Annotated in this window: 8 protein-coding genes; 5 read left to right on the top strand and 3 right to left on the bottom strand. The window is 62.2% G+C overall.

The features are described 5' to 3' along the window. Nucleotides 1-226 precede the first annotated feature (226 nt). Genes ACK8OE_RS20490 through ACK8OE_RS20480 form a run of 3 tightly spaced genes read left to right on the top strand, consistent with a single transcriptional unit; the run spans nucleotide 227 to nucleotide 1957 of the window. Nucleotides 227-826, top strand: coding sequence for a biliverdin-producing heme oxygenase (locus ACK8OE_RS20490; RefSeq protein ID WP_410274168.1), 600 nt, complete (start codon nucleotides 227-229; stop codon nucleotides 824-826). Beyond that, nucleotides 816-1556, top strand: coding sequence for a TonB family protein (locus tag ACK8OE_RS20485; protein WP_410274167.1), 741 nt, complete (start codon nucleotides 816-818; stop codon nucleotides 1554-1556). Before ACK8OE_RS20490 ends, ACK8OE_RS20485 begins: the two co-directional genes overlap by 11 nt. After that, nucleotides 1553-1957, top strand: a complete 405-nt coding sequence (locus tag ACK8OE_RS20480; protein ID WP_410274166.1) for a YbaN family protein — start codon at nucleotides 1553-1555, stop codon at nucleotides 1955-1957. Before ACK8OE_RS20485 ends, ACK8OE_RS20480 begins: the two co-directional genes overlap by 4 nt. Before the next feature lie 203 nt (nucleotides 1958-2160). On the opposite strand, the gene ACK8OE_RS20475 is transcribed toward ACK8OE_RS20480, so the two are convergent. The 3 genes from ACK8OE_RS20475 to ACK8OE_RS20465 form a co-directional block, all read right to left on the bottom strand. Then, a complete protein-coding gene (locus tag ACK8OE_RS20475; protein WP_410274165.1) occupies nucleotides 2161-5076 on the bottom strand; it encodes a TonB-dependent receptor domain-containing protein in 2916 nt (971 codons plus the stop codon). Between the two features lie 160 nt (nucleotides 5077-5236). Next, nucleotides 5237-6205 (bottom strand): FecR family protein, encoded by a 969-nt coding sequence (locus ACK8OE_RS20470; RefSeq protein ID WP_410274164.1) that lies wholly within the window; start codon nucleotides 6203-6205, stop codon nucleotides 5237-5239. A gap of 94 nt (nucleotides 6206-6299) precedes the next feature. Then, entirely contained in the window at nucleotides 6300-6803 is a 504-nt protein-coding gene (locus ACK8OE_RS20465) for a sigma-70 family RNA polymerase sigma factor (protein WP_410274163.1), read from the bottom strand. 156 nt (nucleotides 6804-6959) lie between these two features. Between ACK8OE_RS20465 and ACK8OE_RS20460 the strand changes: the two genes are divergently transcribed. Both ACK8OE_RS20460 and ACK8OE_RS20455 read left to right on the top strand, forming a co-directional pair. Then, nucleotides 6960-7166, top strand: coding sequence for a hypothetical protein (locus ACK8OE_RS20460; RefSeq protein ID WP_410274162.1), 207 nt, complete (start codon nucleotides 6960-6962; stop codon nucleotides 7164-7166). A gap of 9 nt (nucleotides 7167-7175) precedes the next feature. Continuing rightward, the coding region (locus ACK8OE_RS20455) for a hypothetical protein (RefSeq protein WP_410274169.1) at nucleotides 7176-7818 on the top strand (643 nt) is incomplete at its 3' end.

The raw sequence follows: 7818 nt of genomic DNA, 5'->3' as shown, positions 1-7818 counted from the left end.
CTAGATATTGTCTGATGGCGCCCTTTCCACACTCGAAAGGGCATTTTCTTGTGAAATCAGGGCTTGTTTTGACTCAAAGCCGTAGCAGGCAAAAAAAGGTTTGTGCGGATGTGAATTATTCGCGTTGGCAAACGTCATATATACGGAGATCACTTTGGGAGATCTTCATGTGGGTGGTCGCCGCCGTTTCAGGCGCGCGTGACCATCGATCTGCAGGAACATGCTTATGACAGCCAATATCGACATCAACACGCGCTCGAAACGTCTCAAAGGTCTGACCACGGAGACGCACGACCGGTTGGACAAGTCGATCATGGCAGGCGACCCGTTCGCCAACGTCGAAAACTACGCCAAATTCCTCAAGGTGCAGTATCTGTTTCATCGCGATATCGGCGCGCTTTACGCGGTTCCGGAACTGGATGCGCTGCTGCCCGATCTGGAAGGTCGTCGCCGCTTCGATACGGTGGCGCTCGACCTGAACGATGTCGGTGCGGACGTGCCCGAAACCGATGGCGCGCCGCGGTTTATTGCCGGTGAGGCCGTGGACCTGCCGACCGCGCTCGGCTGGCTCTATGTGGCCGAAGGCTCCAATCTGGGGGCTGCTTTCCTTCTGAAATTCGCCGCCAAGCTGGGCCTCGACCCCACCAAGGGCGCGCGGCATCTGGCCCCCGCCGACGAGGGCCGGGGTCTGCATTGGCGCACCTTTACCGCAGCGCTGGACGCTATCGACCTCACTGCGGAAGACGAGGCGCGTGTCACCGCCGGGGCGGAGGCAGCCTTTAGCCGTGTGCACGGCTTAGTGCGGCGTTTCTTTGATGGCGTTTGATGGGGTGAGCGATTTCGCGCCACCGCGCGCCCTGCGGCAGATGGAGGCGCGCGCCATGGCGCAGCCGGGACGTCTGGCCTTCGGGGTGTGCGTGGCGGTGATGTTGCACGCTGTTCCTGTGGCCGTGGCCCTGTGGTGGGGGCTGACCTCACCGATCCCTCTGCCGGTCGAAGAACCGGTGATCGCGGTGGAGATGGTGACGCTTCAAGCCCCGCCGGAACCGCCGTCCGAGCGCCCCGAAGGCAAGCGTCAGGTGGAATCGACGGCTTCGCGCGCCGAACCGCGCCCCATTGAGCGCGTTCTGCCCGAAGTTCTGCCCAGCGATGTCGAACCCCTGCCGGTGCCGCCGCCCACGCCGCGTCCGGCACCGACTGTTGCGGCCACGCCCGCGCCGGAAACCACGGCGCCTGCCGCCAAGCCGGTGCCGCCCGCGCCGTCCGCCGCGACCACGCCCCAGACCTGGCAGACGCAGTTGCTCAGCCATATCGAAAAGCACAAGCGTTATCCGGCTGCGGCGCGCGGCCGTCAGGGCGTGGTGCAGGTGCGCTTTAAAATGGACCGTGAGGGCCGGGTGTTGAGCAGTTCGGTGTCTCGCTCATCAGGTTCGGGTGCGCTGGACCGCGCGGCGCTCGATACGCTGAAACGCGCCAGCCCCTTGCCGAAACCGCCCGCCGACATCCCCGGCAACCCCATCGAACTGGCCTTCGATATAGAGTTCTTTACACGATGACCGTACCGCATACCTCCCTCCGTGCTGGCCGTCTGGGCCGGATATTTTACGTAGTGCTTGGGCTGTTCTTTGTAGCGCTGGGCCTGATCGGCGTGGTCGTGCCGCTGATGCCGACAACGATTTTCCTGATTCTGGCCGCATGGTGTTTCGCCCGGTCGTCGCCGAAGCTTGAGGCGTGGCTGCTCAATCATCCGAAATTCGGCCCGGTGCTGCGAGCGTGGCGCAAGGAGGGGGCAATTCCGCGCAAGGGCAAGATTATGGCCTGCATCGGCATGGCGACGGGCTTTGGTATCTTCCTGTTCGCCGCGCATCCGGCCCTGTGGCTGATGCTGCTGGTCGGGGGGATTATGGGCGCATGCGCGCTGTTCGTTGTGACGCGGCCCGCGCCGAGCACGCAATAGATTTGAATCACGAAGTGCAGAGCGAGCCCGAGGCCGTGGCCGTAGCGTGATCCGGGAAAGAACCCCCACCACCACATCTCACTCACTATGTTCGCTCGTCCGGTCCCATCGCTTGCGAAACCTATACTTTCGCTACGCTATACCCCAGTAAACTGGGGAGGTATGATAATGAAAAGGCCCGCAGGTGCCTGCGGGCCTTTGTCTTAGTAGCGGTAGGTGAGGGCCAACCGCACCGTCCGTCCCGGCGCGGGCACAACGGCCAGCGACAGCGGATCGAGGTAATATTCGTCGGTCAGATTATCGACATTGAGATCGACCGCGACCTGATCATTGACCTTATAGCTGGCGAAGGCATCGACGATGGTCGCCTGATGATACAGTTGCTGGATGGCGGACAGGCCGACATTCCATTCCTGATCAAGCTTGCTGATCGGGCCAGAATTATAGACGGCGCGCGTACCGATCGTCAGGCGCTTGTCGAACAGGCGCGCGCCCAGCGTCAGGTTGACATTGTACTTCGGCGGGTTCTGCGTGTTGGTGTAGGAGCCTTCGAAGCCGCCTTCGGCGCAGTCCGGCGTGTTCAGCAGGTCTGCGATCTTGCGATCCTTACCATACTGACGGCGCTCTGCCGCGATATCCGGGGCGCAGGTTTCGGCCTTGAAGTAATGGTGCGCCGACAGTTCGGCAAACAGCTTGCCCGTATCGTAGCCGCCCTGAAGCTCGATGCCCGTGACGTTGAAGCTATCGACATTGCGGATCAGGCCCGCCGAGATCGAGCGGTAATCGCGGGTGATCAGATCTTTGATCTGCGTATCGAAATAGGCGATTTTCAGCGCGGCGCGGTCGCCAGTGCGGAACAGGTCGCGGCGCAGGCCGCTGACGCCGACTTCCCAGCTCTTGTTACGCTCAGGCCGCAGATCGTCGGTCGGCTTGGCGGCGGTAAACAGGCCCAGTGTCGATTCGAACAGGCTGGGCAGCTTCACGCCCTCGGCGTATTTGGCATAGACCCGCACGCCATTGTCGAAGCGATAGCTGGCGCTGAACGACGGCACGAAGGCGTCGTGGGTGCGCCGGATCGGCGTCGTCCAGGTCCAACTTGTCGCCGCGACCAGATTTTGTGCCGCGCCCGCCGTATAGGTGGTCCAGCCGGTGATGTCGCCGACCACGCCCTTTTCATAGGCCGAGGCGCGCAGCGAGGCTTCGGTGAAATTGCCCTGTGCGTCCGGATACCAGTAGACGCGCTGAATATTCATCAGGGCGTTCGGGTTCGCCGGGTTCGGTCCGCGTAGCTGCGTATCGCGGTAGCGGCCGATGACGCCTTCGGTCAGGACGTCGGCATCGCGGTTGCGATCGACGATCTTGACGCGGTTATAGCGCACGCCCAGTTCCAGCTCGATCTTGTCGGCCGGCAGCCACTTTGCCGCACCGATCAGGCTGTATTCGTGGCGGCGAGCGTTCTTCAGATAGCGGTTATTGATCAGGTCTTCGAACAGGATGGGCGAGTTCGGTCCCGGGCGGATGTCTTCGTTGCTGAACGACGCGCCGTAGGTGACGTCGAACTGACCCGCATCGGTATAGAGGCGCGAGGTGTTGGTGACGTCGCCGCCGGTCTTTTCGATGGTAAGTTCGTTCCAGTAGGAGGCGCGATAGCCTTCCTCGGTATTGAAGGTCGGGCCGTCGAACCATTCGGTGTGACGGTCGAGGAACCACGGCGTCACCCCGGTCAGGCCGTTATACATCAGGCTGTCGGCCTTGGTCAGCCATAGATTGGCTTTCAGGTCGATCAGGTCGTTTTCCGGGCGGTAGCGATAGCGCAGATTATAGCTGTCGAGCTTGATCGAGCCCGGCTCCCACTGCGGCACGCGCTGACGGTTCACGCGCAGGATTTGCGAGGCCATGATCTCGCCCTGTTCGCCGTCATAGCGGCGATAACCGGCTTCGAGCGTCTGAAAATCGTCGATGCGCCAGGTGCCTTTGAGCAGGATCGACTCGGAGTCGCTGGAGGTGTTGAACACCTCGGCATTGGCCGGGTTCAGCGGGGCGACAGTGCGGGCGGTCTGCGGGAAGCGGTCGTAACCATCCTTGCCTGCGAAATAGTTGCCGTTCTTGCGGCGGGCATAGGCGGCCACCACGTCGAAGCGCTCACCCGTGCGGGCGGCGGCGATATTGAAGAACCCGCTACCCGGATCGGTCATGTCGTTGCGGTCTTCGCTCTGGAAGCCGTCATAGGGCGGCAGGTCCTTGGTCGAGGCGTCGGAAACGCCCGTGCGGATGCGCAGGCCCTGCGTCTTGCCTTCGCGCAGGATGTCGGCGGGCTTCAGCGTGTCCATGCTCACCGTGCCGCCGATAGCGCCGGAGGCATTGGCTTCGAGGCTCGGCCCCTTGGTGATGGTGACGCTGCTGATCAGGTCGGGATCGAGATAGCTGCGCTGCGACTGACCGGCATAGCCGCGATAGGTGTCGACGCCCGATTGCGTGCCGTCAATGATCACGGGGATGCGGCTCTGGCCCTGAATGCCACGGATATTGACGTCCAGCGCATTGGCCGAGCGCGGATCGCCCGCCGTTACCCCGGCGACGCCCTTGATGATGTCGCCGACCGAGGTGCCGCGAAATCGCTCCAGCGTCTCGCGCTGGATTTCGGCGGTCGAGCTGGGGCGCGAATAGACGCGATCGGCGCGGCCTTCGGGGCCTTCATCTTCGGCATAGGTGCCAGAGACGCCGGTTGCGCCGCCGCCGTTCGCGCCTTCGACGCGGATAGTCCCCAGCGACAGGGCGCCCGCCGAAGACGGGGCTTTTTCCAGCACGACGGCGCGCGGCCCGGCATGACGCCAGACGAGACCCGTTCCGGCCAGCAGGCGGGTCAGGGCGGCTTCGGGGGACAGTTGTCCCGATACCCCGCGCGACTTCAGTTTGGCGACAAGGGCGGTGTCGACCGTCACCTGAATGTCGGCCTGATCGCCGAAGCGCGTCAGGGCCGAGGCCAGCGGCTGAGCCGGAATGTCGAAACGGCGGGTCGTCTCTTGCTGGGTTTGGGCTTGGGCAGCGGCGGCAAAGCCCAGCGGCGAGGCGGTGGCCAGCAGCAGGGCCAGCGCTGTAGAGCGGATCGGGAGAGGCATCTCGTATCTTTCCGGGTTGGGTGCGATTAAGTCGCATTGGCGTCGGTTTTGCGGGAAAGACGGATGGGCGTCTGAAATCTTCAGAACTTTTTTCGCCTATTTTGGCTTTCGCTTGCCGCGCATTTGATCCGAAAACCGCTGCACACTTTTTTGCGTGCGCTTAGGCGCCCGACACCACGATCACCCACGGCGAAATCTGCGTGACGCGGCCCCCGTGCGGCGCGACCGCCAGACGCAGGGCCTCGACCGGATCGTTCAGGTCGAACACGCCGGTCACCGGTTGTCGGGCAAGGCGGGCGTCAGTGACCCAGATGACGCCGCGATGATAGGGGCGGATCTGATCGACAATGGCCGACAGACGGTCGCCTTCGATCAGCAGCCGCCCCCGACGCCACGCCGACATGTCGGCGACGGCCATGCGCGTGACCTTTGCCGTCCGGGTGTCGCGGCCATAATGTACCCGGTCGCCAGGCGTCAGGCGGTTTTGGCCGCCCTTATGGTCGAAATTGACGCTGCCTTCGGACAGGGCGACATCGACGGCCGTGGGGGCCAGCGCCACGTAGAACTGAGTTCCGGTGACGGTTACCGTCGTGTCGGCGGCTTCGACGGTGAACGGATGCGCCTTGTCCTTGGACACGGCGAAAAAGGCGCGTCCTTTGAGCAGGTGGACGCGGCGCGTCTCGCCAAAAGCATCGACGGCGATGGCGCTGTTGGTGTCGAGTTGCACCTGCGATCCGTCGGCCAGCGTCAGAGTACGCGTCTCGCCGACGCCGGTGCGGTAGTCGGCTTTCAGCCACAGGCTGGCCGTCGGGGCTATGGCCAGCGCCAGACAGGCGGCGAGGGCGGTGAGCGTCACCGCTCCGATCTGACGACGGGTCGGGCGGAAAGGAATGATGTTCGCAGACGCCGGGACATAGGCCGGAGCGGGAGCCATCTGGCCGGTCAGGCCCCATACCTTTTCTGCCGTCTGCCACGCCCTTGCATGGTCGTGACTCTGCGCCGCCCACGTCCGCGCCGTCTCGCGCAGTGCGGCATCTTCCGGCGCATTATGACAGGCCAGCCACAGGTGCGCGGCCTGCTCGAACAGGTCGTCGGTATCGGGCGTGGCCGTCACGTCTTGTGAAATCAAAGGTCAAAATCCCTGCGTTGCGCGGATCGGCGGATTGGGGTCAGTGGCTAAGACGAACCAGCCGCGCCTATCTTCAGAATTATTTTTCCAGATCTTATTTTTGATTCAGGCGCTTCATGCAATGAACCAGCGCCGAGGCAACCAGACTGTGCGCCAGCCCCTGCGATATGCCCAGTTCGGCGGCGATCTGGCTGTAGGTCAGATTGTCGAAACGATGCAGATGAAAGGCGCGCTGCGTGCGTTCGGGCAGTTCTTTCAGCGCCGCCATCACCTGTCGTAACTCGTGCTTGTGGACCGTAGCTGTTTCCGGCCCGGCGCTGATTTCGGCTGTGGTTTCCAGCGCCCTCTCCGCTCCGGCACCATTTATTTCGCGCGACTGACGCCGATGGGCGTCGATGGCGAGATTACGCACGATGCGATACAGCAGACTCGACGGATTGAGGATAAAGGCCTGCTTTTCGGCGAAACGCGCATAACGCAGCCACGCGTCCTGCACCACATCCTCAGCCCGCGCCTCGTCGCCGACGATAGGGCGCGCATAGTCGATCAGCGCCTTGCGATGGCGAAGAAACAGATCAAGGCTATGATCAGGACTCAAAAGGACACCAAGGTTGCAAGGCCATATCTGCGTGCATAAGTTGCGAATTATTCGCAATTGTCTTCGCCGTCAACCCGCTTGATGATTTAGCAGTCAGATATCGCTGAGATGAGGGGTTGCCGACTTTTATCGGCCGGTTGGCGTGCGCGGGCGTTGGTGCGATCTGTTGATAAAGCGCGTCAGCAATTTACGGGGATTGATCTCGATATTGTTGTCGGCGACATGCTGGACGTCCCTGGAATTGCCTATGCGTTCGAGGACGTTGATACTGTCTTTCATACCGCCGCCTATTTTCGTGACTCCTATAAAGGGGGACAGCATTGGCCGGCGCTTTACGCTGCAAACGTTGAAGGCACGCGCTAGCTTCTTGACATCGCATACGAGGCGGGTGTCAGACGATTTGTCCACGCGAGTTCGATCGCTGTTCTGCATGGCGACAGAGGCGCGCTAATCAACGAGACCATGCTTCGCGACGAGCGCGACGCGGATGACTATTATCGAAGCAAGATCCTTTCGGACCGTATGGTTATGGCGTTTCTTGACACGCATCCGGATGCCTGGGCCGCCATGGTGTTGCCAGGTTGGATGCATGGACCGGGGGATATTGGACAGACCTCGGCGGGACAAACCGTCATAGATGTGGCGTATCGTCAGCTTCCGGGCGTACCGCCGGGCTCTTTTTCGGTGGTGGATGCACGCGATGTCGCTCAGGCCATGATTCTGACCGAAGCCAGGGGGCGGCGCGGCGAACGCTATCTTGCGGCAGGCCGTCATATGACGATGGCGGATCTTTTGCCCCTTATCGCGCGAGAAACCGGCGTATCGGCGCCAACCCGTCGCATCCCATCGGGGGTGTTGCATCTGCTTGCGGCCGGTTACGAACTCTACGCGCGTTTCACTGGCCGACCGGTCCTTCTCAGCTGGGCAATGGCGCGTGCCGTGGCTAGGGAGAGTGGCCGGTCGCGCTATGATCCTTCCAAGAGCGAAAAAGAACTGGGTTTGCAGTTTCGCCCGC

Source organism: Asticcacaulis sp. W401b (assembly GCF_046503825.1).
Lineage (GTDB): Bacteria > Pseudomonadota > Alphaproteobacteria > Caulobacterales > Caulobacteraceae > Asticcacaulis.
The sequence above is the reverse complement of the archived record's forward strand: the minus strand, read 5'-3'. Positions and strand labels throughout refer to the sequence as shown.

What these genes read in the sequence shown, in the direction of transcription:
- ACK8OE_RS20490 (WP_410274168.1), top strand. Translation starts at nt 227, where the DNA reads ATGACAGCCAATATCGACATCAACACGCGCTCGAAACGTCTCAAAGGT.
- ACK8OE_RS20485 (WP_410274167.1), top strand. Translation starts at nt 816, where the DNA reads ATGGCGTTTGATGGGGTGAGCGATTTCGCGCCACCGCGCGCCCTGCGG.
- ACK8OE_RS20480 (WP_410274166.1), top strand. Translation starts at nt 1,553, where the DNA reads ATGACCGTACCGCATACCTCCCTCCGTGCTGGCCGTCTGGGCCGGATA.
- ACK8OE_RS20475 (WP_410274165.1), bottom strand. Translation starts at nt 5,076, where the DNA reads ATGCCTCTCCCGATCCGCTCTACAGCGCTGGCCCTGCTGCTGGCCACC.